19 protein-coding genes are annotated in these 24047 nt (G+C 72.0%); 7 read left to right on the top strand and 12 right to left on the bottom strand.

The genetic code is table 11. The annotated features are described in order from the left end of the window. Positions 1-34: 34 nt before the first annotated feature. Both rsrA and SKED_RS04635 read right to left on the bottom strand, forming a co-directional pair. Positions 35-277, bottom strand: a complete 243-nt coding sequence (gene rsrA / locus SKED_RS04640) for a mycothiol system anti-sigma-R factor (RefSeq protein ID WP_012865969.1) — start codon at positions 275-277, stop codon at positions 35-37. Beyond that, the gene (locus SKED_RS04635) at positions 274-996 is read right to left on the bottom strand and encodes a sigma-70 family RNA polymerase sigma factor (RefSeq protein WP_281043973.1); all 723 of its coding nucleotides are present in this window, start codon (positions 994-996) and stop codon (positions 274-276) included. The genes rsrA and SKED_RS04635 overlap by 4 nt, the downstream gene beginning before the upstream one ends. A gap of 230 nt (positions 997-1226) precedes the next feature. Here SKED_RS04635 and SKED_RS04630 point away from each other — a divergent pair, with 230 nt between their 5' ends. The 4 genes from SKED_RS04630 to hisN all read left to right on the top strand — a co-directional run bounded on the left by SKED_RS04630 (position 1227) and on the right by hisN (position 5179). Next, positions 1227-1805, top strand: a complete 579-nt coding sequence (locus SKED_RS04630; RefSeq protein WP_012865967.1) for a DoxX family membrane protein — start codon at positions 1227-1229, stop codon at positions 1803-1805. Positions 1806-1933: 128 nt separating this feature from the next. Then, on the top strand, positions 1934-3280 hold the full coding sequence (gene aroA / locus SKED_RS04625) for a 3-phosphoshikimate 1-carboxyvinyltransferase (protein ID WP_012865966.1): 1347 nt from the start codon (positions 1934-1936) through the stop codon (positions 3278-3280). A 5-nt stretch (positions 3281-3285) separates the two neighbouring features. Beyond that, positions 3286-4320, top strand: a complete 1035-nt coding sequence (gene rsgA / locus SKED_RS04620; RefSeq protein ID WP_012865965.1) for a ribosome small subunit-dependent GTPase A — start codon at positions 3286-3288, stop codon at positions 4318-4320. Between the two features lie 58 nt (positions 4321-4378). After that, on the top strand, positions 4379-5179 hold the full coding sequence (gene hisN, locus SKED_RS04615; RefSeq protein ID WP_012865964.1) for a histidinol-phosphatase: 801 nt from the start codon (positions 4379-4381) through the stop codon (positions 5177-5179). A 129-nt stretch (positions 5180-5308) separates the two neighbouring features. Here the strand turns inward: hisN and SKED_RS04610 are convergent, their stop codons facing one another. Continuing rightward, the gene (locus SKED_RS04610; protein WP_012865963.1) at positions 5309-5797 is read right to left on the bottom strand and encodes a DUF6912 family protein; all 489 of its coding nucleotides are present in this window, start codon (positions 5795-5797) and stop codon (positions 5309-5311) included. A gap of 388 nt (positions 5798-6185) precedes the next feature. On the opposite strand from SKED_RS04610, the gene SKED_RS19915 reads away from it, so the two are divergent. After that, on the top strand, positions 6186-6728 hold the full coding sequence (locus tag SKED_RS19915) for an Rv3235 family protein (protein WP_012865962.1): 543 nt from the start codon (positions 6186-6188) through the stop codon (positions 6726-6728). Between the two features lie 354 nt (positions 6729-7082). Here SKED_RS19915 and secA read toward each other — a convergent pair whose 3' ends face one another. From secA to mtrA, 9 genes are all read right to left on the bottom strand, one after another. Then, positions 7083-9878: a preprotein translocase subunit SecA gene (secA, locus tag SKED_RS04600; RefSeq protein WP_012865961.1), complete on the bottom strand. Its 2796-nt coding sequence runs from the start codon at positions 9876-9878 to the stop codon at positions 7083-7085. A 142-nt stretch (positions 9879-10020) separates the two neighbouring features. Then, a complete protein-coding gene (locus SKED_RS04595) occupies positions 10021-12186 on the bottom strand; it encodes an ABC transporter ATP-binding protein (RefSeq protein WP_012865960.1) in 2166 nt (721 codons plus the stop codon). Continuing rightward, positions 12186-13922 carry an ABC transporter ATP-binding protein gene (locus SKED_RS04590; RefSeq protein WP_012865959.1) on the bottom strand — a complete coding sequence of 579 codons (1737 nt, stop codon included), beginning with the start codon at positions 13920-13922 and terminating at the stop codon, positions 12186-12188. The genes SKED_RS04595 and SKED_RS04590 overlap by 1 nt, the downstream gene beginning before the upstream one ends. 197 nt (positions 13923-14119) lie before the next feature. Next, positions 14120-15469: a winged helix-turn-helix domain-containing protein gene (locus SKED_RS04585; protein ID WP_012865958.1), complete on the bottom strand. Its 1350-nt coding sequence runs from the start codon at positions 15467-15469 to the stop codon at positions 14120-14122. A 215-nt stretch (positions 15470-15684) separates the two neighbouring features. Beyond that, entirely contained in the window at positions 15685-16347 is a 663-nt protein-coding gene (hpf, locus tag SKED_RS04580; RefSeq protein WP_012865957.1) for a ribosome hibernation-promoting factor, HPF/YfiA family, read from the bottom strand. 118 nt (positions 16348-16465) lie between these two features. Continuing rightward, the gene (locus tag SKED_RS04575; protein WP_012865956.1) at positions 16466-17365 is read right to left on the bottom strand and encodes a ComF family protein; all 900 of its coding nucleotides are present in this window, start codon (positions 17363-17365) and stop codon (positions 16466-16468) included. Positions 17366-17498: 133 nt separating this feature from the next. Beyond that, a complete protein-coding gene (locus tag SKED_RS04570; RefSeq protein WP_143755658.1) occupies positions 17499-19319 on the bottom strand; it encodes an LpqB family beta-propeller domain-containing protein in 1821 nt (606 codons plus the stop codon). After that, on the bottom strand, positions 19316-20962 hold the full coding sequence (mtrB, locus tag SKED_RS04565) for an MtrAB system histidine kinase MtrB (RefSeq protein WP_143755657.1): 1647 nt from the start codon (positions 20960-20962) through the stop codon (positions 19316-19318). Before mtrB ends, SKED_RS04570 begins: the two co-directional genes overlap by 4 nt. 107 nt (positions 20963-21069) lie before the next feature. Beyond that, positions 21070-21753: an MtrAB system response regulator MtrA gene (mtrA, locus tag SKED_RS04560; RefSeq protein WP_042437776.1), complete on the bottom strand. Its 684-nt coding sequence runs from the start codon at positions 21751-21753 to the stop codon at positions 21070-21072. 224 nt (positions 21754-21977) lie between these two features. Between mtrA and SKED_RS20245 the strand changes: the two genes are divergently transcribed. Next, the gene (locus SKED_RS20245; RefSeq protein WP_012865952.1) at positions 21978-23390 is read left to right on the top strand and encodes a hypothetical protein; all 1413 of its coding nucleotides are present in this window, start codon (positions 21978-21980) and stop codon (positions 23388-23390) included. Further along, positions 23390-24043 (top strand): DUF4129 domain-containing protein, encoded by a 654-nt coding sequence (locus tag SKED_RS04550; RefSeq protein WP_012865951.1) that lies wholly within the window; start codon positions 23390-23392, stop codon positions 24041-24043. The genes SKED_RS20245 and SKED_RS04550 overlap by 1 nt, the downstream gene beginning before the upstream one ends. Positions 24044-24047 lie beyond the last annotated feature (4 nt).

The following is a 24047-nucleotide window of genomic DNA, read 5'->3' as shown; positions in this document are numbered from 1 at the left end:
CGACAGGGCCCTTCGTGTGTCGTGAGGTCCGCGCTCAGCCCTCGCTGAGCAGCGTGATCTGCGAGTGGATGCGGACGCGCAGGTGCTCGGGCGCCTGCTCCGTGCAGGAACGGCGCAGCAGGCGCTTGACCATCTCGTCGATGCCGAGCTCGGCCAGGCACGGGGAGCACTCGGCGACGTGCACGCGCATCTTCTCGGCGTCCGAGGCGGTCATCTCGGAGTCCAGGAACTCGAAGAGGTGCTTCATCACCTCGTCGCAGCTGTCGTCGTCCTTCACCGTTCCCCCTTCGTGCCGGTCGTGCTCTTGGTGCGGTCGGCCCCGGAGAAGCCGCGGTCTGCCGCGTAGTCGTTCAGCAGCCCCCGCAGCTGGCCGCGACCGCGGTGCAGCCGCGACATCACGGTGCCGATCGGCGTGCCCATGATCTCGGCGATCTCCTTGTACGGGAACCCCTCGACGTCCGCGAGGTACACCGCGATCCGGCGGTCCTCCGGGATCTCCTGGAGCGCCCGCTTGACGTCCGAGTCGGGCAGCCGGTCCAGCGCCTCGGCCTCGGCCGAGCGCAGCCCGGTCGACGTGTGCGACGCGGCGCGGGCGATCTGCCAGTCCTCGACGTCCTCGGCCGCAGACTGCAGCGGCTCGCGCTGCTTCTTGCGGTACGTGTTGATGAACGTGTTCGTGAGGATCCGGTACAGCCACGCCTTGAGGTTCGTGTCCGGCCGGTACTGGTGGAACGCGGCGAACGCCTTGGCGAAGGTCTCCTGGACCAGGTCCTCGGCGTCGCTCGGGTTGCGGGTCATCCGCAGCGCGGCGGAGTAGAGCTGGTCGAGGTGCGCGAGCGCGTCGCGCTCGAACCGTCGGGTCCGCTCGGCGTCGCCCTCGGCCTCGGGCGCGCGGTTGGTGTCGTCAGTCATCACGGCCGAGCCTAGTGCCACCGGTCCTCCGGCGCCTCCACGGCCCGCACGGCTGGTCGCGGTCTCTTCGAGTACACATGTCACGACGGCGTCAACACGGCACCGGGGGTCTGCATTCCCGGCGGGGCGCGGGTGAGGCGGCGCAGACACAGATGATGCGGGTGACGCGCCTGAGGCCGTGACGTCCCTGCCCACCGACGGGACGCTCCCGACCTCGCGGGGCGTCTCTGCACGTCCGGCGATAGAGTCGGGAGGAGACGGTGCCGGGCTCGCCCCAGCGCCTGCCGGACCACTGGTCGTGAGGAGACCCACCGATGCTGCTTCGCAAGATCGCCCGCCCACTGCTCGCCACCTGGTTCGTGCACGACGGCCTCGACGCGCTCCGCCACCCCGCCGCGCACGCCGTGACGGCACGGGGACCGGCCGACAAGGTCACCGCCGCCCTCGGTCAGCAGCCGCTGTCCGAGAGCCAGCTGAAGTCGGCCGTCCGCGCGCACGGCGCGCTGACCGTCGCCGCCGGCCTCTCGATGGCCACTGGCCGTGCGCCCCGACGCTCCGCGCTGCTCCTCGCAGCGCTCACGCTCCCCGTCGCTGTCGCCGACGAGCCCTTCACCTCCGGCCCGGTCTCCCGCTCGGTGCGCACGGAGCGGTTCGTCCGCCGTCTCGGTGCGCTCGGCGCCGCGCTCCTCGCCGGCGTCGACACCGAGGGCAAGCCGGGCATGTCGTGGCGTCTCGACCACGCCCGCGACAAGCACGCCGCGGTGAAGGCCGCCAAGGAGACCACCGCCCTGCGCGCCGCCCGCGTGGCCAAGGTGAGCAAGGCCGCCACCAAGGCGAAGACCCAGGCGTCGTCCGCGACGTCCAGGGTCGTCGACGCCGTGACGCCCGACTGACCTCCGCCCCCTCCGCCCCCTCCGGCCGTCTCCACGGCGGCTCGCGGCCTCTCGAGGCCGCCGCAGACACCACCCGGGCCCCGAGACCGCTGCCGGTCTCGGGGCCCGGGTGCCATAACCTGGGGGGCATGACGAGCACCCCAGGAACTCCCGCGACGAGCCCCGCCGAGCACGCCGACCTCTGGGCGGCCCCGACCCTCGCGCCGGTAGCGGGACAGCTCGACGCGACCGTCGAGGTCCCCGGGTCCAAGTCCCTCACCAACCGCTACCTGGTGCTCGCCGCGCTCGCCGACGGCCCCGGCACCCTCCGCGGTGCGCTCCGCAGCCGCGACACCGACCTCATGGTCGACGCGCTGCGCTCGCTCGGCGCGACCGTCACCGAGGGCGAGAGCCCGAGCGAGTGGCACATCACCCCCGGCACCGTCTCCGGCGACGTCACCGTCGACTGCGGCCTCGCGGGCACCGTCATGCGGTTCGTGCCGGCCGTCGCCGCCCTGTCGGGTGCGCGCGTCACCCTCGACGGGGACGAGGGCGCACGGGTGCGCCCCATGGGCCCCATCCTCGACGGCCTGCGCGGCCTCGGCGTCCGTGTGGACGACGGAGGGCGCGGTCTGCTGCCGTTCACCATCCAGGGCGCGGGCTCGGTCCGCGGCGGGTCCGTCGACGTCGACGCCTCGGCCTCGAGCCAGTTCGTGTCCGGCCTGCTGCTCGCCGCGGCCCGCTTCGAGCAGGGCCTCACGCTGCGGCACACCGGCGCGACCCTGCCGAGCATCCCGCACATCGACATGACGGTCGAGCTCCTCCGCGAGGCGGGCGTGACCGTCGACGCCTCTCGCCCGGCCATCTGGCAGGTCTCCCCCGGCCCCGTCGCAGCCCGCGACGTCCGGGTCGAGCCCGACCTCTCCAACGCCGGGCCCTTCCTCGCCGCGGCGCTCGTCGCCGGCGGCACCGTCCGGGTGCCGGGCTGGCCGACGACGACCACCCAGCCCGGCGCGATGATGCCCGAGCTCCTCACCCGCATGGGTGGCTCCGCGCACCTCGACGGCGACGTGCTCACCGTCACCGGGACGGGCGAGATCCACGGCATCGACGTCGACCTGCACGCCGCCGGAGAGCTCGCGCCGACCATCGCCGCCCTCGCCGCGATCGCCGGGTCGCCGAGCCGGCTGCGCGGCATCGCGCACCTCCGCGGGCACGAGACCGACCGCCTCGCGGCCCTCGCGACCGAGATCACCCGCCTCGGCGGCCAGGCCGAGCAGACGAGCGACGGCCTCGTCATCACCCCGCGCCCGCTGCACGGAGGGGTCTTCGAGACGTACCACGACCACCGCATGGCCACGGCCGGGGCGATCATCGGTCTGCGCGTGCCCGGGGTCCAGGTCCAGGACGTGGGCACGACCGCGAAGACGCTGCCGGGCTTCACCGACCTCTGGTCCGGGATGCTCGCACCCGCCTCCGACGGCACCGGGGCCTGAGCCCCGTGGGACGACGCCCGATCGACGAGTCCGACTTCCACAGCCGCCCGAGCAAGCGTGGCTCGCGGCCCCGCACCAAGACCCGCCCCGAGCACGAGGACGCGGTCTCCGGCCTCGTCACCGGCGTCGACCGCGGCCGCTACACCCTGCTCGTCGACGAGGACCAGCCCGACGAGCACGTGGTCACGGCCATGAAGGCGCGCGAGCTGACGCGCCAGCGCGTGGTCTGCGGCGACCGCGTCGACGTCGTCGGTGACACGACGGGCGAGGAGGGCAGCCTCGCACGCATCGTCCGGATCACCGAGCGCGCGACCGTGCTGCGGCGTACCGCAGACGACACCGACCCCTACGAGCGCATCATCGTGGCGAACGCCGACCAGCTGGTGATCGTCACGGCCCTCGCCGACCCCGAGCCCCGCACACGCATGATCGACCGCTGCGTGGTCGCCGCCTACGACGCCGGCATGGACGTGCTGCTGTGCCTCACCAAGGCAGACCTGGCCTCCCCCGACGCCCTGCGGTCCCTGTACGAGCCCATCGGCGTCTCGGTGGTCACCACGTCGCGCGGCGACGAGGGTGAGATCACCCCGCTCGAGGCCGTCCGCGACTCGCTGTCCGGACGGACCTCGGTGTTCGTGGGGCACTCGGGCGTCGGCAAGTCCACGCTCGTCAACGCGCTCGTCCCCGGCGCCCGTCGCACCACCGGCGTCGTCAACGACGTGACCGGACGCGGCCGCCAGACCTCGACGTCGGCGGTCGCGCTGCGCCTCCCCGAGCACGACGGCGCCCGCGGCTGGGTCATCGACACCCCGGGCGTGCGGTCCTTCGGGCTCGCGCACGTGCAGATCGAGCACCTGCTCACCGCCTTCGACGACCTCGACGAGGTCGCGCAGGAGTGCCCGCGCGGCTGCACCCACCTCGAGGGGTCTCCGGACTGCGCGCTCGACGAGTGGGTCGCGGCGTCACCCGACGACGAGGTCCGGGCCGCCCGCGCAGCACGCCTCGACTCCTTCCGCCGGCTGCTGGTCTCGCGCGCCTGAGACCTCGTCTCGCGCGCCTGACCGCAGGTCGCAGGCTCGCCAGGCTACGGTGAGAGACATGATCGCCCGCCCGCACTACGACGACGACCTCCGGCTCGCGCTCGTGATCGCCGACCAGGTCGACGCGCAGACCATGGCCCGCTTCAAGGCGCTCGACCTGCACGTCGAGTCCAAGCCCGACCACACGCCGGTCACGGACGCCGACCGCAGCGCCGAGGAGATCATCCGCGGGCAGCTGAGCCGCTCGCGCGGGCGCGACGCCGTCCTCGGGGAAGAGTTCGGCGCCACGGGCCACGGCTCCCGCCGGTGGATCGTCGACCCGATCGACGGCACCAAGAACTTCGTCCGCGGCGTGCCCGTCTGGGCCACGCTCATCGCGCTCGCCGAGGGCGACGAGATCGTGGTCGGCGTGGTGAGCGCCCCGGCGCTCGGACGGCGCTGGTGGGCCGCGCAGGGCACCGGCGCGTGGACCGGCCGGTCGCTGTCCTCCGCGACGCGGCTCCAGGTGTCCGGGGTCAGGGACATCGCCGACGCCTCGATGTCGTACTCGAGCCTCAGCGGGTGGGAGGAGCGCGGGCGGCTGCCGCACTTCCTCGACCTCTCCCGGCAGACGTGGCGCACGCGCGCCTACGGCGACTTCTGGTCCTACATGCTCGTCGCCGAGGGGGCCGTGGACATCGCGGTCGAGCCCGAGCTCGAGCTCTACGACATGGCAGCCCTCGTGCCCATCGTCACCGAGGCCGGCGGACGCTTCACGTCGCTCGCCGGGGTGGACGGTCCCTTCGGCGGCAACGCAGCGGTGACCAACGGGCACCTGCACGACCACGTCCTGGCGACGGTCGGCTTCGGGGCGCACTGACCCCGTCCGGGTACGGGAGGGGCCGGTCAGAGATGCTGGGCCGGTCAGAGGCACTGGGCCGGTCAGAGGGGTCGGGCCGGCAGGTGGCGTCGGGCTGGCCGGTGGCGTCGGGCTGGCGGGTGGCGCTGCTCAGCGTGGGATGGCGCTGAGCTCGGTGGCGTCGTACCAGAGGAGGTCGCGGTCGGCGAGGCGCTCGATGGCGTCGTCGTCCCCGCCCATGACAGCCTGGATGTCGCTCGCGGCCTCGGGCTCGTCGACGTGCGCGCACACGATCCGGACGCCGGTGAGTGGACCGTCGACGTGCACCGCGCTGGGAGCGAGCTCGTCGTCCGACGCACCGTCGGCGGCGAGGACTCGCACGGATACGTCGGGCACGTCCACGGAGACCACCGCGCGCAGCCACGGGACGGCCGGGTCGGCCGCGACGAGGACGAGCGAGTCGTCCGCCGCGGCGAGCTGGGCCACGAACTCCACCTCCTCGAGGTCGTCGACCCCCTCTGCCGCGAGCTCTGCCACGAGCTGCGGGGTGGCCGCGTGCGCGCCCCGGGACTCGAGGGTGAGGGTGGGGCCGGTGAGGGCGTCGAGCTCGGCGAGCGTCACGGGGACGTAGAGGCGCATGGCCCTAGTGTGCCACCAGCGTGAGGACAGAGGGGCTCAGGCGCCCGGGAGGTGCTCTCCTGGTGCTGCCGAGCACTGCCGAGCCCTGTCGAGCCCTGTCGAGCACTGAGCCGGCACGACGTCGCTCACACCCCCTGCTGCCAGTCGACCTGCAGTCGACCTGCAGTCGACCTGCACTCGCCCAGCGGTGGACGGCAACCGTTGTCCACAGGCACGAGCGCACAATCTGCGCACTTTATCCACAGAGTCGCTTTTATGTGTACTTTGTCAACCAGGCGTCGCTATACCTGGAGACCCGAGGGGCCACCATGGACGGCCGTCGGCCGGACCTCATGGCGCGGCCCACCGTCCAGCCTGGTCCCTGACCTCACGACACGAAGGACCGCACATGACTGCGCTGGCCCCCGCTGCCGAGATCCCCGACAGGCAGACGCCCCGTCAACCACAGACTCCCACGGAGCACCGACAGGGCGCGGGTGGAGAGCAGGCCGAAGGCGTCCCTCCGCCCCGTCAGCGGGACCCGCGGCGGGAGGACGACGCCCTGGTCGCGACGGGACAGCAGAAGACGCGCGACGGGGCACCTACCGCCCCGGGCGACCCTACGGCGATCTGCTGCGCCGTCGCCCACGCTGCGACGGAGGTGCTGCGCGGCATCCGGCCGATCGCCCAGCTGGTCCGCTCCGTCTCCCCCGAGGTCTACGAGCAGCTCGAGGCGAGGCTCCAGGTGAGCACCGCGGCACGAGACCGGCGAGGCGCACCGCCCACGCCGCAGTCCAGGTCGCGGGTGCGGCGAGCGCGCGTGGTGCGTGTCGGCGCCGACGCCGCCGAGGCGGGCGTCGTCGTCGACGACGTCGACCGGGTCAGGGCCATCGCCCTCCGCGTCGAGCTGCACCGAGGTCGGTGGCGCGCAGTGGTCCTCGAGATCGGTTGACCGGGGGTGTTCTCGACGGGGCAGCCGGACAGTCCTGGAGACCAGCTGGCCGATGGCCCCTGTGCCTGGCTGGCTCACAGCCCTCGACTCTGGCCAGCCAGACCGACCTACCCGCAGGTCTGGTGAGAGTCCCGAGGCAGGCTTGCCCCGGGGCCCGTGGGTCGGGCTGCGGAGGCCCGACCGCCAGCGCCTGACCGCCAGCGCCTGACCTCTGACCCGATCGCTCTCGACACGTGCACGTCTGACGCAGCGAGGGCCCCACCTCATGGTGGGGCCCTCGCCGGGTGGCCGCGTGGGAGCGGCCGGCTACCTCTGTGCAGCCATGTGCAGCCTCGTGCAGCTGCGTCTGGATGACTACTTCTTCTTCTTGGCCTTGCGGCGCTCCTCGCGGTTGCCCGCGGCGTCGTCGCCGGCGGCCACGGCTGTGGTCGCACCGTTGGCCCCGGTCACCACAGCGCCGTCGCCGTCCTCGCTCGGGGCGGTGTAGCTCAGCGGGACCTGACGGTCAGGACCGTCCAGCCCCTTGGCGACGAGCACCTGCTCGCCCTCCTCGGCGGGCTGGGTGTCGGCCGCAGCCGCACCGGCAGCCCCGAGTGCCTGCGCCGCGGCGGTACCTGCCGCAGCGGCCGCGCCGGCCGCCGTCACGACCGGGGCCGTCTCGACCTTGACCTCGAGGTTGAAGAGGTAGCCGACCGACTCCTCCTTGATGGCCTCGGTCATCGCCTGGAACAGCAGGAACCCCTCGCGCTGGTACTCGACGAGCGGGTCGCGCTGGGCCATGGCACGCAGGCCGATGCCCTCCTTGAGGTAGTCCATCTCGTAGAGGTGCTCGCGCCACTTGCGGTCGAGGACCGAGAGCACGACACGACGCTCGAGCTGGCGCATGTTCGACTCGCCCAGCTCGGTCTCGCGCGAGGTGTACGCGTGCTGCGCGTCGGAGAGCACCTCGGCGAGGATGAGGTCGTGGGTCAGCGCGTCGACGCCGCCGGCCTGCTGGACGACCTCCTCGACGGTGATCGACACGGGGTAGACGGCCTTGAGGGCGGTCCAGAGGCCGTCGAGGTCCCAGGAGTCCGGGTGCCCGGCTGCCGTGGCGCCCGCGACGTAGGCCGTGAGCACGTCCTTGAGGAAGTGCTGGATCTGCTCGGCCATGTCCTCGCCGTCGAGCACGCGACGACGCTCGTCGTAGATGACCGAGCGCTGACGGGACAGGACGTCGTCGTACTTGAGGACGTTCTTGCGGATCTCGAAGTTGCGGCTCTCGACCTGACCCTGCGCCGAGGCGATGCCGCGGGTGACGATCTTCGACTCGAGCGGCATGTCGTCCGGGAAGCGCTGCATCATCGACTCGGCGAGCGCGCTGCCGAACAGGCGCATGAGGTCGTCCTGGGTCGACAGGTAGAACCGGGACTCGCCCGGGTCGCCCTGACGGCCGGAGCGGCCACGCAGCTGGTTGTCGATGCGTCGCGACTCGTGCCGCTCGGTGCCCAGGACGTAGAGCCCGCCGAGCTCGGCGACCTCGTCGTGCTCGTCGGCCACGGCCTTCTTGGCGGCCTCGAGGGCGTCGGGCCACGCGGCCTCGTACTCCTCCGGGGTCTCGGCGGCGTCGAGCCCGCGCGTCTTGAGGTCGGCGATCGCGAGGAACTCGGCGTTGCCGCCGAGCATGATGTCGGTGCCTCGACCGGCCATGTTGGTCGCGACGGTCACGGCGCCCTTGCGGCCGGCGAGCGCGACGATCGACGCCTCGCGCTCGTGCTGCTTCGCGTTGAGGACCTCGTGCGGCACGCCCTGCTTCTTGAGCTTGGACGCGAGGAGCTCGGACTTCTCGACGCTCGTGGTGCCCACGAGGACCGGCTGGCCGGCCGCGTGGCGCTCGACGATGTCCTCGACCACGGCGTCGAACTTCGCGTTCTCGCTCTTGTAGATGAGGTCGGGCTGGTCGATGCGCTGCATGATGCGGTTGGTCGGGATGGGCACGACGCCGAGCTTGTAGGTGCCCTGGAACTCGGCCGCCTCGGTGTCAGCGGTACCGGTCATGCCGCCGAGCTTGGAGTACAGGCGGAAGTAGTTCTGCAGGGTGATCGTCGCGAGGGTCTGGTTCTCGGCCTTGATGGCCACGCCCTCCTTCGCCTCGATCGCCTGGTGCATGCCCTCGTTGTAGCGGCGGCCGGCGAGGATACGGCCGGTGTGCTCGTCGACGATGAGCACCTCGCCCTTGATGACGACGTAGTCCTTGTCGCGCTTGAAGAGCTCCTTGGCCTTGATGGCGTTGTTGAGGAACCCGATGAGCGGCGTGTTGAGCGACTCGTAGAGGTTGTCGATGCCGAGGTAGTCCTCGACCTTGGCGATCCCGGGCTCGAGCACGCCGACGGTGCGCTTCTTCTCGTCGACCTCGTAGTCCTCGTCGACGGTGAGGCGGCGAACCACGCGGGCGAACTCGCCGTACCACTTGTTCGTGTCGCCGGACGCGGGGCCCGAGATGATGAGCGGCGTGCGTGCCTCGTCGATGAGGATCGAGTCGACCTCGTCGACGACGGCGAAGTTGTGGCCGCGCTGGACGAGGTCGTCGGTCGACCACGCCATGTTGTCGCGGAGGTAGTCGAAGCCGAACTCGTTGTTCGTGCCGTAGGTGATGTCCTTGGCGTACTGCTCGCGGCGCTCGGCCGGCGTCTGCCCGGACAGGATGCACCCGGTGCTCAGACCGAGGAACCGGAACACGCGGCCCATGATCTCGCTCTGGTACTTGGCGAGGTAGTCGTTGACCGTGACCACGTGGACGCCCTCGCCCGAGAGGGCGTTGAGGTACGCGGGGAGCGTCGCGACGAGGGTCTTGCCCTCACCGGTCTTCATCTCGGCGATGTTGCCGAGGTGGAGCGCGGCCCCGCCCATGAGCTGGACGTCGAAGTGACGCTGCCCGAGGGTGCGGCGCGAGGCCTCACGGACCGCGGCGAAGGCCTCGGGGAGGAGCTCGTCGAGGGTCGCGCCCTGCTCGATCCGCTCCTTGAAGCGGTCGGTCTCCTCGCGGAGCTCTTCGTCGGTCAGCGCCTCGAAGCTGTCTTCGAGGGCGTTGACCTGCTTCGCCAAGCCAGACAGCTTCTTGACGATCCGGCCCTCGCCGAAACGTAGGACCTTGTCGAGGATCGCAGCCACGCAGTACTCCCGGTTCGAGTTCACAGCTCTCTCCGCACCGAGCCGAACGACTCAGACGGCATACCCACCCATCGTAGGCGAGATGAGGGACACCTCGGCACATCTCACCCGCTCCCCGGCCCGCAGGCCGGGGAGCGGGTGGTCAGACCGCGTCGCTCGGGCGCTCGACGTCGACAGGTGCCGCTCCCGCGGAGACGGTCGAGCCGGTGCTCCCGCTGCTGCCGTCGCCACCGTCGCCACTGTCGGCCCCGTGCGCGTCGCCTTCGTCCTCGGCGGTGTGCTCGCCGCGGAACTGCGTCATGTAGAGGCGGTAGTAGGCCCCGCCCTGCTCGAGCAGCCCGTCGTGCGTGCCCGTCTCGACGATCCGGCCGTCCTCCATGACGAGGATGGTGTCGGCGTCACGGATGGTGGACAGACGGTGCGCGATGACGAACGAGGTGCGGTCGGTCCGCAGCGCTGCCATCGCGTGCTGGACCAGCAGCTCCGTGCGGGTGTCGACCGACGAGGTCGCCTCGTCGAGGATGAGCAGCGACGGGTTGGCGATGAACGCCCGCGCGATGGTGAGGAGCTGGCGCTCCCCCGCCGAGACGCTGCCGCCGTCCGCGTCGAGCACGGTGTCGTACCCGTCGGGGAGCTGGCGGACGAAGCGGTCGACCATGGTCGCCTCCGCCGCGGCGACGACCTCGTCGTCGGTCGCGTCGAGGCGCCCGTAGCGGATGTTCTCGCGGATGGTCCCCTCGAACAGCCAGGCGTCCTGGAGCACCATGCCCACCTGGGACCGCAGCTCGCCGCGGCTCAGCGCGGTGATGTCCACCCCGTCGAGGAGGATCCGACCGCCGGTCAGCTCGTAGAACCGCATGATGAGGTTGACGAGCGTCGTCTTCCCCGCGCCGGTCGGGCCGACGATCGCGACCGTGTGACCGGGCTGGGCCGAGAACGACAGGTGCTCGATGAGCGGCGTCGTGGGGTCGTAGCTGAAGGAGACGTCCTCGAGCTGGACCAGCCCCTCGGTGCGCTCGGGCAGCGTCGCGGTGGCCCGCTCGGGGTCCTGCTCGTCGGCGTCGAGGAGCTCGAAGGTGCGCTCGGCCGAGGCCACGCCCGACTGCAGCATGTTGGCCATCCCGGCGATCTGCCCGAGCGGCTGCGAGAACTCCCGCGAGTACTGGATGAACGCCGTCGCGTCGCCGAGCGTGATCTGCCCGGAGGCGACACGGAGCCCACCGACCACGGCGATGAGCACGTAGGACAGGTACGACACGAAGGTCATGGCCGGCATGATCATGCCCGACACGAACTGCGCACCGAAGGACGCCTGGTAGAGCTTCTCGTTGCGCTCGTCGAACTCCTCGAGCATCTCCTCGTCGCGGCCGAAGCTGCGGACCAGCTCGAGCCCGGAGTACGTCTCCTCGACGTGGCCGTTGAGCGAGCCGGTGTTCTTCCACTGGGCGGCGAAGAGCTTCTGCGACCGCGTGCCGATCACGCCGGCGATGACGCCGGAGAGCGGCAGCGCGATGAGCGCGATGAGCGCCAGCTGCCACGACACGATGAACATCATGGCCGTGATGCCCAGCACCGTGAGGACCGACTGCACCAGCTGGGAGAAGGCCTGCTGGAGCGCCGCCTGGATGTTGTCGACGTCGTTGGTGACCCGGGACATGAGGTCGCCGCGCTGACGGGTGTCGAAGTAGCTGAGCGGCAGCCTGTTGATCTTGTCCTCGATGTCCTGGCGCAGGCGGTACACCACGCGCATGACGAGGCCGTTGAGGATGTACCCCTGGGCCCAGCTGAGGATCGACGCGACCACGTACAGCGCCAGCACCACGAGGATCAGCCGGCCGAGCCGGTCGAAGTCTATGCCCTGGCCGGGCACGATGTCGGCGTTCGAGAGCAGGTCGGCGAACTGGTCGTTTCCCTCCGCCCGCGCGTCGGCGACGACGCTCTCGAGGGGGACGCCCTCGGGCAGCCGGGCGCCGAGCACGCCGTTGAAGATGGTGTCCATCGCCCGGCCGAGGATCCGCGGCGCGATGACCGTGAGCACGACGGAGACGACGACGAGCGCGACGACCACCGACATCCGGACCCGCTCGGGGGCGAGCAGGCCGACGAGGCGCTTGGCCGACGGCCAGAAGTGCTGCGCCTTCTTGGCGGGCGCGCCGCCGAACATGTCGCCGTCCATCTCGGTGGGGACGTACTCGGGCTCGAGGTCGTCGACACCCTCTGCACCGTCTGCCCCGTCGACGACCGTCGTGGCCGCGCGCTGCTGACCGGCTGCTGCCGCGCTCTTCTTCTCAGACCTGCGCGCCATCATCACGCCACCCCCTCGACGCTCAGCTGGGACTCGACGATCTCGCGGTAGGTCTCGCTGGTCTCGAGCAGCTCGTCGTGCGTGCCGCGCCCGACGACCGCTCCCCCGTCCATGACGAGGATCTGGTCGGCGGACCGGATGGTCGACACGCGCTGCGCCACGATGATCACCGTCGCACCGGAGGTCGCCTCGCCGAGGCCCTCCCGCAGCCGGGCGTCGGTCGCCACGTCGAGCGCCGAGAAGGAGTCGTCGAAGAGGTAGACACGAGGGCGGGCGACGAGGGCCCGGGCGATGCACAGGCGCTGGCGCTGGCCGCCGGAGACGTTGGTCCCGCCCTGGGCGACGCGCTCGTCGAGGCCGTGCGTCTTGTCGTGGACGAAGTCGGCCCCCTGGGCGACGCGGAGCGCCGACCAGAGCTCGTCGTCGGTGGCCTCGGGCCGGCCGAAGCGCAGGTTCGAGCCGATGGTCCCCGAGAAGAGGTACGGCTTCTGCGGGATCAGCGCGACGACGCCCGCCATCTCGTGGCGCCCCAGGTCACGCACGGCGACGCCGTCGATCTCGACGCTGCCCTGCTGGGGGTCGTACTGGCGCGAGAGGAGGCTGAGGAGCGTCGTCTTGCCCGCACCCGTCGAGCCGATGATCGCGGTGGTCTGCCCGGGCTCGGCCACGAAGCTCACGCCGTCGAGCACGGGACGCTCTGCCCCGGGGTAGCCGAAGGTCACGTCCTTCACCTCGACCCGTCCCTCGGTGGGCGTCTTCACGCCGGAGCGGCGCGGGACCGTGAGGCTCGGGGTGGCCCGGAGGACCTCGTCGATGCGCTCGGCGCAGACGACGGCGCGCGGGATCATCATCACCATGAACACGCCCATCATCACGGCCATGAGGATCTGCAGGAGGTACTGGAGGAACGCTGTGAGCGACCCGACCTGCATCTCGCCGGCGTCGACGCGATGACCGCCGAACCACAGCACCGCGGCCGTGGCCAGGTGCAGGATCATCATGATGAGCGGGAACATCAGCACGAACACGTTGCCGACCTTGACCGACACCGTGGTGATCGCCATGTTGGCGCGCTCGTACCGCTCTGACTCGAAGGGCTCGCGCACGAAGGCGCGCACCACGCGGATCCCGGTGATCTGCTCGCGCAGCACCCCGTTGATGCCGTCGATGCGGTCCTGCATCAGCCGGAACAGCGGCAGCAGCAGGTAGACGAGGAAGCTCACCACGACCAGCAGGAACGGCACGGAGACCCACAGCAGCCATGACAGGCCGACGTCCTCGCGCAGCGCCATGATGATCCCGCCGATGCACATGATGGGCGTCGACACCATGAAGTTGAGCGTCATGAGCACGAGCATCTGCACCTGCTGCACGTCGTTGGTGCTGCGCGTGATGAGCGTCGCGGTGCCGAACCCGTTGATCTCGAGGGCGCCGAGCGTGTCGACCTTCCGGAAGATCTCGCGGCGGAGGTCCCGCCCGACGGCCATCGCGGTCTTGGCACCGAAGTACACGCCGCCGATCGCCGTGACGACCTGGACGAGGCAGACGACCAGCATGGTCATGCCGGTCGACCAGATGAGGTCGGTGTCCCCGGTCGAGACGCCACGGTCGATGATCTGGGCGTTGAGGCTGGGCAGGTAGAGGGCAGCGATGGTCGAGACCAGCTGCAGCACGAACACCACCACGATCCACGCGGAGTACGGCTTCGCGTGTCGCAGGGTCAGGGCGACGAGAGTCACAGGGCTTCCTTCGGGCGAGCGAGCGGTGGGGAAGGGGGGCGGCCTGTGGAGGCAGGTGCCAGAGGGACGGTCCGGTGGGTGAGCGGACCGTCCGGGACAGACGGCGGACGGCGGGCCGGTCGGGGCCCTCGGCGGAGGTGCACGACAGCGAGCACGTCCGCACAGATGATGCCCGACGGCGCGGGCACGGCACTACCTCATTCTTGCTCACCTCCGTCGCGGGGCGACAGGGTGGAGAGGTCGTCCGGAGACCGGGCAGAGCCGCCGCCCGGAGACAGGACGGAGCCGTCACGGGCTGACAGGGGCCGGTCGTCGACGAGCGCTGCTGCGACCTGCGGTGCGAGGTCACCTGAGCGCTCGACCTCGACGTGCTCCAGCCCGAGCCACCGCGCCATCACGACGAGCTCCTGGGCGAGGGCAGCCGCGGTCTGGTCGGTGGCGCCGGGGTCGCGGTGCGCCGAGAGGACCCTGAGCACCCCGGCCCGCCGGTCGGCCTTGAGGTCTACGCGCGCGGTCACCGATTCCCCCTCGAGGAACGGCAGCACGTAGTAGCCATGCACCCGCTTGTCCGCCGGGACGTAGATCTCGATGCGGTAGTGCGTCCCGAAGAGCTCCGCCAGGCGCTGCCGCTCGAAGACCAGCGGGTCGAAGGGGCTGAGGAGGGTCTGGGCCACCGCACGCCGCGGGGTCTTCGCGTCGGCGTGCACGTAGGTCGCCCGGTCCCACCCGGCGACCGTCACGGGCTCGAGGACACCGTCGTCGACGAGCTCGGCGAGGACTGCCCGCGGCGCCGGCCCCCGGAGGCGGAAGTAGTCGGCGAAGCACCGCAGCGTCCCCACGCCGTGCGCGCGGGCACCGATCTCGACGAGACCGCGGACGCACTCGGCGTCGGTGGGGGTCGGGGCCGCGAGCACGTCGGGCGGGAGCACCCGCTCGACGAGGTCGTACCGACGCTCGAAGCTCGCGGTCCGCCCGGCCGAGGTGATCTCCCCGGTGAAGAAGAGCAGCTCGAGGGCGCGCTTGGTGACGCTCCAGCGCCAGCCCCACCCGTCGGCCGGTCGCTCGGAGGCAGAACCGAGGTGCACCTCGACCTCGGTCGCGGTGAGCGGCCCGTACGCGGCGACGATCTCGCGGACCGCCTGGACCTCTGCGCTGTGCGTCGCCTCGGTCGCGCTGATGCTCCCCCACGCCTGGTCCCGGTACCGACGGCGTCGCCACTCGAGCAGCCGGTACGTGGCGGGCGGCACGAAGGACGCCTCGTGGGCCCAGTACTCGACGAGACGCCGTGGTGCCCGGCCCGAGGCCCGGTCGAGCAGCGTCGTGTCGTACGGCCCGAGGCGGGAGAAGACCGGCACGAGGTGCGCCCGGGCGAGGACGTTGACCGAGTCGATCTGCAGGAGGCCCAGCCGCGCGACCGTGGAGCGGTAGCGGGCGGCCGTCACGGGCCCGGCGGGCCGCGGGCCGGCGAGGCCCTGGGCCGCGAGCGCGGTCCGCCGGGCTGCGCTCAGGGTCATCCGGCGGGTGGCGCGCGGCGCGGGCGAGGTCATGGTGAGAGTGTGCCCTGCGGCACCGACATCTCGGGCGGCTCTGACAGCACAGAGAACCCTGTCGACCGGCCGCGCGCGACGACGGCGTGACCTCTCGGGAGAGGTCACGCCGTCGTGGTCCGGCGGTGCGGACGGTGGGACAGGGGCGCTGCGGGTGAGTGCCAGACGGTGCCGGTCAGGACCCGTCAGCGCCTGTCAGCGCCGTTACCGGTCGATCAGTCCGACGACGCGGCTGCGGCCGCGAGCGCTGCGGCCTCGAGGCTGCACGAGGTGTCGAGGGCGATCACGCCGTAGGTCCACCCGCGTCGTCGGTAGGCGACGGAGGGGCGGGCGGTCTCGGAGTCGATGAAGAGGAAGAAGTCGTGCCCGACCATCTCCATCTCGTAGAGCGCGTCGTCGATCGACATCGCCTCGGCCGTGTGGAGCTTCTGCCGGATCACGACAGGAGAGTCTCCGAGCTGCGTCTCGACGGTCTCGCCCGGGTCGGAGGGGGACGTCGGCTCCGGGGTCACGGGCGGGAGCGGCGGCTCGTAGGGCCGGACGTCGGCCGTGTCCATGGGCGCAGGGTGCCGGAAGCGGTTCTTGCGGCGGTCGTTGGCGCGACGCAAGCGCTCGGTGAGCTTGTTCATCGCGAGGTCGAGCGCTCCGAAGCGGTCGTCTGCTGCGGCTTCGGCGCGGACGACGGGTCCCTTGTCGCGGACGGTCAGCTCGACGCGTTCGCGGATCCCAGACTGCCGGGGGTTGTTCTCGTGAGTGACCTCGACGTCGACGCGCTGCGCGCTCGGTGCGAGCTGCTCGATCTTGGCGAGCTTGTCCTCAGCGTGTCGGCGAAAACGGTCGGCTACTTCAGTGTGCCTGCCGACGACAACGATCTCCATGTGAGCCTCCAAGGGAGTGGGTGGGCGTCGCTCGACGCCCGTCTACCAGGTGCGGGGGCGCCCTCGCGGGAGCCAGTTCTCTACCACCTCCCACCACTGTCGAGATCTTCTGGACAGGCTATCCCGTACCCGGGTCGGAGTGCACCAGGAGGCTGTGCGGAGATGGTGCGTGAGGGCTGGTCGGGGTGGTGGGAGTGGGGGTGGGAGTGGCTGCGAGCACCAGTCCGAGGACCACCTCGTGGCCCGCGGCGTGCAGGGCCCGCGCGCACTCCGCCAGGGTCGCGCCCGTGGTCAGGACGTCGTCGACCAGCACGCAGGCGGCCGGCCCCGAGGTCGCGGTCTGCGCGGCGCGGCGCACGCGCAGCGCACCGGCGAGGTTGCGCCACCGGGCACGCGCCCCGAGCCCCGACTGGTCGGCCGTCCGGCGACGAGAGTGGACGAGCGCCGGGACCAGCCGGACCGGGGCCGCAGTCGACCACGAGGCCCGGAAGACCTCGGTGGCCGCACGCGCGAGCTCGACGGTGTGCTCCCTCCCCCGCCGTCGGACCGCCGGGCGTGTCGAGGGCACGGGCACCACCCAGACCTCCCGCCCGACGAGGCTCTCGACGGGGACGAGCGCGACGCCGGAGCGCGCCCCCTCGCGCAGGCGAGCGCCGAGCACGCCGGTGCAGTCCGTCCGACCCCGGTCCTTCCAGGAGACGACGACGGTACGCACGGTCCCGGAGCCGACGGCGCAGGCGAGCACCGGCCACCGGGAGACGAGGCCGTCACCTGCGGCCGCCTGCGCCGCGGTCGAGGCCTGGGCTCCCCCTGCGGGCAGCTGCACGAGCCGCGGAGCCGCACCGTCGACGCGCAGCGCCCCCGAGCCCAGCGCGTCGCGGCACACGCCGCACAGGACGACGTCCACCGCGCCGCAGCCGGCACACCCGAGCGGGACGACGAGGCGGACGAGACCGCCGGCGAGCGGGACGACGACGGCGGCGGCGGTGGCGAGCAGCCGGCTGAGGTGGGGTCTCATGCCACGAGGGTGCCCGGCAGGACCAGGCTCCGGCCGACCCGCCGTCGCCGCCGTGGACGACGGGGGGGCGCGTCGTCCCTGGGGACGAGCCGTCTGACGGACGAGCCGTCTGACGGACGAGCCGCCGCGTGGCTCACCCCGGGAAGGTCGGGAGCTCCACGTCCTCGGCGACCCGGGTCCACGTGGACCCCGTCGTCGCACGGTTGAACAGCTCGCCGTCCGCGGTCACCACGTAGACCGCACGGCGACCACGGCCGGACGCGATCCACTCGGCCCCCTCGACGCCCGAGAGTGCCTCCGAGTGCGCGGCGAGCGGCACGAGGTGCACGGTCCGCGCGCCCGAGCTCTGGCCCTGGGCGAGCACGGCGAGCGTGGACTCGTCGACCCACACCACCTGCGAGGCGCCGACCACCGCGGCACCGGCGACCAGGGCGTCCGAGAGGCGCACCGGGATGTCCGTGTCGCCGCGGACGATGCCGGCCACGTCGATCCGGGTCTGCCCAGCAGTCCCGGAGGTGTCGGACGAGACCACGGCGATGCGTGCGCCGTCGCGCGAGACCTGGACGGACTCGACCTTGCGGCCGTCCAGCCAGTCGGCGGGCACCGCGGTGACGACGCCGTCGGGCGAGACCACCTGGAGCGGGGAGCCGGCGAGCATGTCGCCCGACCACATCCACCCGAACCTGTCGACCGAGGGCGCCAGGAGGTCCTTGCCGGCGAGCAGCACCTGGGACGGCTCCGCGTTCGTCGCCACCGTCCTGATCGAGGTCCGACCGGACCGGAAGAGCACCTGGGCGCCGTCCGGGCTGATCGCGAGGGCGGTCGGGTCCGCGGCGGTCAGGGGCAGGATGCCCTCGACCGCCTCGACACCGCCCCCTGACACCGTGCTCACCTGGTCCCCGCTGAGCACGAACGGGCTGGCCATCACCGGGACCGGGTCCCGCACCGGCTCGACCCGCGAGCGGATGTCGAGGGGTGCCGATCCGACCGTCACCTCGACGGCCCGCACGCCGGAGACCCGCAGCAGCACGGCCTCGAGCTGGGCCTGCAGCATGGCGCGCTGGTCGTCGGTGGCCTCGAGGACCTCCTGGCTGAGGTCGACGTGCGCCGTCCCGTCCTCGTCGACGACCACGGAGTCGAGCACGAGGCGGGTCCCCTCGGGGGCGACCACCTCGACCGAGTCCCGCAACCACTGCGACGGCCCGGCGAGCAGACCGTTGACCGCGCGGGCGGCGGTGTTCGTGCTCGAGTACCAGCGGACGTCGGGCACGAAGAACTCACCGTCCCGCGACGGGAAGTACAGCGTCGTCTGGCGGAAGATGGTGGTGAAGTTGGAGTCCGACATGAAGGTTCCGTCCTCGGTCCCGGTGATCCGCCACTGGCCGTCCGGCTGCTGCTCGAGGGTGAAGGCGAGGTCCTGGAGCGTCCCCGTCGTGGCCTCGGTGTAGCGGCCCGCGGAGTCGAGCTGGGACGAGACGGCCACCTGACCGCTGATCTCGGCGGTCGCCGGCGTCTCGTCGACGGCCTCGGTCGTGCTCGTCGACGCGTCGGTCTCGAGGTCCTCTGGCGCACCCGGGATGACCTCCTCGGTCGGCCCGGAGACCTGCGTGAGCTCCGCGTCGCGAGCCGTCACGACCGTCCGGACCGTCGGGTCCCAGGTGTCGGCGGCCTGGTCCACGAGGAACTCCCGGGCCGTCGTCCAGTCCTCGTAGATGCCGCCCGCCTGCGCGCTGAGGAACCCCGCGACGATCTCCTCGGGGCCGGCCCCGGCCCGCGGCCCGCGGGGCTGGAGGAACACCGGGCCCGGGTCGGTGATGCTCACGTCGCCGCGCTGCACCGTCCCGGCCTCCGGGATGCGGGCACAGCTGCTGGTCACGACCAGGCTCGCGAGCACGCCGAGCACCACCGCGAGACGGGACCTGCCAGGCGAGGAGCGAGGTGTCGGTGCGGTCATCGGTGGTCTCCCAGCTCACGGGCGGGCACGACCGTCGCGGGGTGCTCCGCGACGGTCTCCTCTCCCGGCAGGTCGGTGATGTCGGGCAGGCTGGCCGGCCCCGACTCGTCGGTGCGCCGGGCGTCGACGTCGACGTCCTCCGGGGCGCGGCCCGCGGCCAGCTCGATCGGCGAGCTCGTCAGCACGATCCCGGCACGGCGCGGGAGGGTGAGCCGGAAGGCAGCCCCGAGACCGGGCTGAGCCCAGGCCTCGAGCCAGCCGCCGTGCAGCAGCGCGTCCTCGAGCGAGATCGCCAGGCCCAGCCCGGTCCCCCCGCTCGTCCTGGCCCGCGCCGGGTCGGCCCGCCAGAACCTGTCGAACACGTGGGCCACCTGGTCCTTGGCCATGCCGACGCCGTAGTCGCGCACCTGGACGGCCACCGCGGTCGCGTTCGAGGCGACCCGCACCTCGACCGGTCCGCTCTCCGCGTACTCGATCGCGTTGACCAGGAGGTTGCGCACCACGCGCTCGACCCGGCGCCGGTCGAAGTCCGCGGTGACGGGCTCGTCCGCGAGGTAGGCGGCCACCCACACGTCCTTGCGGACCGCGAGCGGCGTCGCGTGGTCGATCGCCGCGCTCACCACGTCGCGCAGGTCGAGCGCCTCGGCGTCGAGGACCGCGGCCCCCGCGTCGAAGCGGCTGATCTCGAGGAGGTCGGCGAGGAGGTCCTCGAACCTGTCGAGCTGCGCCGAGAGCAGCTCGGCGGAGCGCTTGAGCACCGGGTCGAGGTCGTCGCGGTTCTCGTAGATCATCTCGCTGGCCATGCGGACCGTGGTGAGCGGAGTCCGCAGCTCGTGGGAGACGTCGGAGACGAACCGGCGCTGGACCGTCGAGAGCTCGTCGAGGCGCTGGATCTGGTCCTGGAGGCTCTCGGCCATCTCGTTGAAGGACCGTGCGAGCGTCGCGATCTCGTCCTGCCCCTTGGCCTGGAGCCGCTCGTCGAGGTGGCCGTCGGCGAGGCGCTCGGCCACCTGGGCGGCGCGCTGGACGGGCTTGACCACCTGGCGCGTGACCACCCAGGTGCTGCACGCGAGGAACACGATGAGCAGGACGCCGGCGATGGCCAGCACCCGCTGCATGAAGCTCAGCGTCTCCTGCTCGGCCTCGAGGGAGTAGAGGAAGTACAGCTCGTAGGCACCCGCGACGGGGACGTCGACCTTGGACCCGACGATCACCCCCGGCACGGTCCCGGTCCCGTCCGGGATCGACACCGACTGCCAGCGCTGCTCCTCACCCTGGGCGGTCTGCTCGCGCAGGGTGTCCGTGATGAGCCCGCTCAGCTGGGGCGCCGTGCTGCTGTTGAGGACCGACGACGCCGAGTCGGGGTCAGTGCGCCACAGGAAGATCTCGCGACCGCTGGACCCACCGCCCTGGAGCAGCCGGACCATGTCGTTGACGAGCTGCTGGACCCCCGTGGTGGTGGTCGCGCTCGTGGTGTTGAAGGCGGTCTGCGCCTGCGCGGTCGACCGCGAGCTCTCGGTGAGCACCTGCGTGATGCGCTGCTCGAACAGCCCGTCCCGGATGGCTCCTGACAGGTAGGTGCTCAGGACCATCACCGCGAGCAGGCCGAAGCCGATCGCCGTCGAGGTGACACGCAGCTGCATGGACGTGCGCCAGGCGAGCAGGACCCGCCGCGCCGACCAGCGCACCCTCTGGGCGGCACGGCGCACGCTGCGTCTCACAGACCGCGCGACCGGCCGACCTCCGGCGCTCATGTGGTCGCTGCGCCAGCCTTGTACCCGACGCCGCGGACGGTCAGCACGATCTCGGGGACCTCGGGGTCGTGCTCGATCTTCGAGCGCAGGCGCTGCACGTGGACGTTGACGAGGCGGGTGTCGGCCGCGTGCCGGTAGCCCCAGACCTTCTCGAGGAGGACCTCGCGGGAGAACACCTGCCAGGGCTTGCGGGCGAGGGCGACGAGCAGGTCGAACTCGAGGGGGGTCAGCGAGATGGCGGCTCCGGCGCGCGTGACCCGGTGGCCCGTCACGTCGATCTCGAGGTCTCCGATGCTCAGTCGTTCTGGGGCAGGCTCGTCGGTCCGGCGCAGGCGCGCGCGGATCCGGGCGACGAGCTCCTTGGGCTTGAAGGGCTTCGAGATGTAGTCGTCGGCCCCCGACTCGAGCCCCTGGACCACGTCGACGGTGTCGCTCTTGGCGGTCAGCATGATGACCGGCACGCCCGACTCCGCGCGGATCTGACGGCACACCTCTGTGCCGTCCTTGCCCGGGAGCATGACGTCGAGCAGGACGAGATCGGGAGACGTGCTGCGGAAGATCCCGATCGCAGCGTCTCCGTCCGCGCAGAACACCGGGTCGAATCCCTCGGTCTTGAGGACCAGTCCGATCATCTCTGCGAGCGCGGTGTCATCGTCAACGACCAGCACACGTGACTTCATCCAGCCATCTTGCCATCTCCCCTGCGTCGGCGGCGCGTGGCACGATGAGCAGGCAGGATGATCTTCGCGCGACACGCCGCACCAGCCTGCGCAGACCGCCGCGGCCCGCAGCCCGATGGCGCAGAATGGCGCGAGCGGCGGCTCGGTCCCGTGCGGGTCCTCGCGGCTACGCGCAGGAGAGAGCGCGCACCGGCAGCACTCCCGAACCACCGAGAGGTACCAGGATGACGAGCCCGCAGGACGGACCGGAGGAGACCCCCGTGCCCTTCGCGCCACCCGGCGGCACGCCGCCCGCACCGGGGCAGGACGGCTCCTCGGGGTCCCCTGACCCGGCAGACCCCGCAGGCAAGGCAGACCCGGCGCAGCAGGGCGCTCCCGCCCAGCAGCCCGGCGGCTGGGGCCAGCCCTCGGCGCAGATCGGGTACCAGCAGCCCCGGTACGGTCAGTACGCGCCCGGCGGCGGCCCCGGTGCCCCCGTCCCGCCGGCAGGCTCGGGCGGCTACGGGGCCCAGCAGCCCGGTGGCGCGCCGTACGGCGGTGCCCCGCAGTACGGGAGCCAGCAGTACGGCGGCGCTCCCCAGTACGGCGGCGCCCCCCAGTACGGCGGCGCCCCCCAGTACGGCGGCCCGCCCCAGGGCGGTCCCGCGTACGGCGGCCTCCCCGCCCCGGGCTGGCGTCCGGGACCGGCCAAGCCGGGGATCATCCCGCTGCGCCCGCTGTCCCTCGGCGAGATCTACGACGGCGCCTTCGCCGCGATCCGCAAGAACCCGAAGGTCATGCTCGGCGTCGTGGCGCTGGTCATCGCCGTGGCCACCATCGTCCCGGCGCTCATCGCCTACGTGCTCGCGCCCTCGGCCAACCAGTGGCTCGACGACGGCGTCGTCACCGTCTTCGACGGGTCCGGCACCTCGCAGACCTCGGCCGAGCTCGGCCTCGACGGGATCGCCGGGCAGCTCTCGCAGGCGCTGCTCATCTCGCTCGGCGTGTACCTCGCGTCGATCATCACCACCGGCCTGCTCATCGTCGCGATCTCCCGGTCGGTCATCGGCACCAGCTTCACGGTGTCCGAGCTCTGGGCGCAGGTCCGCTCGAAGGTCGTCGGGCTCGTGGTCATCTCCCTGCTGCCCTCGGTCGGCATCGTCCTGGTCGCCGGCGCGTTCATCGGGATCATCGCGGCACTGGCCGCGGGCGGCGCCGTCGAGGGCGTGCTCCTCGTGTCGGTCCTCGCCCTCGTCGCCGTGGTGGTCGTCGCCGTCTGGCTGCTCACGCGGTTCCTGCTCACCCCCGCCGCCTACGTGCTCGAGGGGCAGAGCCTCGGCCGGTCGATCACCCGGGGCTGGCTCCTCAGCCGTGGGTCGTTCTGGCGGCTCTTCGGCATCTACCTGCTCTCGTCGGTCCTCGCGTCGATCGTGTCGACCCTCGTCGCGTCGCCGGGGTCCCTCGTGGCCGGCATCCTGTTCCCGTCGGGCGACACCATGCACGCGGGTGCCCTGGCCATCACGGTGGTCACGCAGATCATCGCGTCGACCATCTCCACGACCTTCCTGTCGAGCGTCGTCGCGCTCCTGTACATCGACGTGAGGATGCGCCGCGAGGGCCTCGACGTGGAGCTCGCCGCGGCCGCCGACGAGGCCTGATGCTCGGCCTCGGCACCCCGGTCGACCCTGACGCGACCACGGCGCGCGACCTGCTGCGCGACGAGCTGACCAACCCCGTCTACCACGACAGCCCGTCGCTGCTCGAGCGGTTCGTGCGGTGGGTCATGAGCCTGTTCGACGGGCTCGCGGTGCCCGGGGTCAGCGGGTTCTGGGGTGCGGTCATCATCGTCGGGGTCGTGCTGGTCGTGGCGGTGGTCGCGCTGATCGTGTCCGGTCCGCTGCGCCGCAGCCGCCGGGTCGTCGCGGCACCCGTCCTGCACGAGGACGACACCCGCACGGCCGACCAGCTCGTCGCCGCGGCCGAGGCGCACGCACGGGCGGGCGACCACTCCGCGGCGACCCTCGACGCCTTCCGCGCCCTGGTGCGACGGTCCGAGGAGCGCGCCCTGCTCGACGACGTCCCCGGACGGACCGCCGACGAGGCCGTCCGCCTGCTCGTCCGGGTCTTCCCGGCGGCCGGGCCGTCGCTCGACGCGGCGGGGAGCACCTTCGACGCCGTGTACTACGGGCGCCGTCCGAGCGACCGCAGCACCTACGAGAGCGTGCGCTCGCTCGACGCGTCGCTCGCCACCACCGCGCCGGCGCTGCCCTCCGCCCAGGGCGCGCCCGCCGGTGCCGGGGCGATCCGGTGAGCCC

Origin of the sequence: Sanguibacter keddieii DSM 10542, from assembly GCF_000024925.1 — a bacterium.
GTDB lineage: Bacteria > Actinomycetota > Actinomycetes > Actinomycetales > Cellulomonadaceae > Sanguibacter > Sanguibacter keddieii.
This window is presented reverse-complemented; position numbering and strand designations above follow the sequence as displayed.